Annotated in this window: 2 protein-coding genes; both read left to right on the forward strand. The window is 58.6% G+C overall.

What is annotated here, in order from left to right:
- Nucleotides 1-353 precede the first annotated feature (353 nt).
- Nucleotides 354-689 (forward strand): nuclear transport factor 2 family protein, encoded by a 336-nt coding sequence (locus KM176_RS24690; RefSeq protein ID WP_160897340.1) that lies wholly within the window; start codon nucleotides 354-356, stop codon nucleotides 687-689.
- Nucleotides 690-946: 257 nt separating this feature from the next.
- Entirely contained in the window at nucleotides 947-1,573 is a 627-nt protein-coding gene (locus KM176_RS24695; RefSeq protein WP_160897341.1) for a LysE family translocator, read from the forward strand.
- Nucleotides 1,574-1,825 lie beyond the last annotated feature (252 nt).

Genomic DNA, 1,825 nt, shown 5'->3' on the forward strand with positions numbered 1-1,825 from the left:
GCACTGCCTACAAAGGCTTAGCAGGCCGCCGTATCCGCTGGGCGGTGTCTGAGGCTGCTGAAAGCGAAGAACCTAGCCGGTCAGCAGCCGACAGCCCTTGCCGGCCCGTTTCCACACAGCCTCGGCCCTATCCTGACCTTCGCCAAGCTGGGTCCCCTGCAGCGCAGCTTCCCCAAACCGGCCATCCGTGGCATCTTGCAGCAAGGTCTGGCACGCTAGGGTCAGTTCAGCGGGACAGAGCCGTCGTTGGACATTCGGATTGATATGTCTGCATTCATCTGGAACCCTCGCGCTGTAAAATTTCGATGGGGTGGAGTCTGGTGACTTTATCATCAAAAGACAGAGCCACACTGATGGCGTTGGAAGAAACGCTTTGGCGGGCCGAAACACGCTTTGATCCGGTACTAATGGATCAGACATTTTCTTCGGACTTCGTGGAGTTCGGTAGATCGGGACGCCGATATGAACGGGCGGAAATGCTGTTTGATCCCGATCAAAATGCCGAAATCAGAGCATCTTTACCTCTGCCCGACTATTCGGTGCAGTTGGTCTCTGGCGATGTGGCTCTTGCGACTTACACGAGTGAGGTAAGATATGGTGATGAAGTCGAAGTCGGACGCCGCTCGTCGCTCTGGGTCAAAGAAGGCGGTCGCTGGCGACTTCGATTTCATCAAGGCACACCTTGCTGACGGGTACAATTCACCGCACTTCGCCCCATCTTGAAGGCGGTCCTTCGCGCAGGTTGCAGCATCAGTCATTCGGGGCTCGGAGCCGTCATGCGGCAACGCGGCGTGCTGGACACCCAGGCGAGTGGGCCCGCCCCGGCAGAGACGGCCTCTCCGGACATTCATCCGGCCGGTCTACGCGGCGATACAGTTCACCGAACCGGCCATAGACAACGCGCAGAAATTCAAGGCATGGTCCTGAAAAAGCTGATGGTGACGCAATGCCTTTGGAAACCCTTCTCCTGTTTGTACCCGCCTGTTTTGCGCTGAACATGGCGTTCGGGCCGAACAACCTGCTCTCGATGACCATTGGCGCGCGGCATGGCCTGCGGGCAGCTCTTGTCGCTGCGGCTGGCCGCCTTGTCGCCTTCATCATGATGATTTCCGTGGCCGCGCTTGGTATGGGCGCATTGCTCATGGCATCCGAGATCGCGTTTACGGTCGTGAAGCTTCTGGGCGCGGCCTACCTTGTCTGGCTCGGAATCAAGATCCTGCGCTCCAAGTCAGAGCTTCCCTCGGAAAATCAAGAACTTGTCAAAAACGGCGTCTGTGGGTTCATCCGACAGGAGTTTCTGGTCGCGATCGGAAACCCGAAAGCCATTCTGATATTCACGGCGTTCTTCCCGCAGTTTGTGGCTCCGGCGAATTACTGGGGGAGCTTCATGATCCTCGGGGCCGTTTTTCTGACACTCGAACTGCTGGCCATCGCTCTTTACGCCTATGCCGGAACCCGGCTTTCAGGGGTGATGCGCAATGCGCACGGTCTGCGCTGGATCAATCGTATTAGCGGCAGCACCATGATCGCCTTCGGCGCCCTTCTCGCGGTGGCTCGGCGTCCGACTGCATAACGGTAGTTTTAGGGCTCGAACCGGTCATGCGGCGGTGCGGCGTGCCGACCGCCCAGGTGAGTGGGGCTTCCAGGCAGAGCCGGCCCTCTGCGGTCATTGGCAAGGATCACGGTTGCCGCAGCGCGGCTTCCCCATACCTGATGGAGTGGATGGCTCCTGCTCCATCGGCGTCGCAATGCGCCATAGTGCAGATGTCATTGTCTGCTGCGAGAGGAGCCATCCGCATGAAGGTTACAACAGTCGGCCTGGATC

Origin of the sequence: Pseudooceanicola endophyticus (genome assembly GCF_018760365.1) — a bacterium.
Taxonomy (GTDB): Bacteria; Pseudomonadota; Alphaproteobacteria; order Rhodobacterales; family Rhodobacteraceae; genus Pseudooceanicola; species Pseudooceanicola endophyticus.

Coding starts and splice junctions, on each gene's coding strand:
- KM176_RS24690 (WP_160897340.1), top strand. CDS start 354: ATGGCGTTGGAAGAAACGCTTTGGCGGGCCGAAACACGCTTTGATCCG.
- KM176_RS24695 (WP_160897341.1), top strand. CDS start 947: ATGCCTTTGGAAACCCTTCTCCTGTTTGTACCCGCCTGTTTTGCGCTG.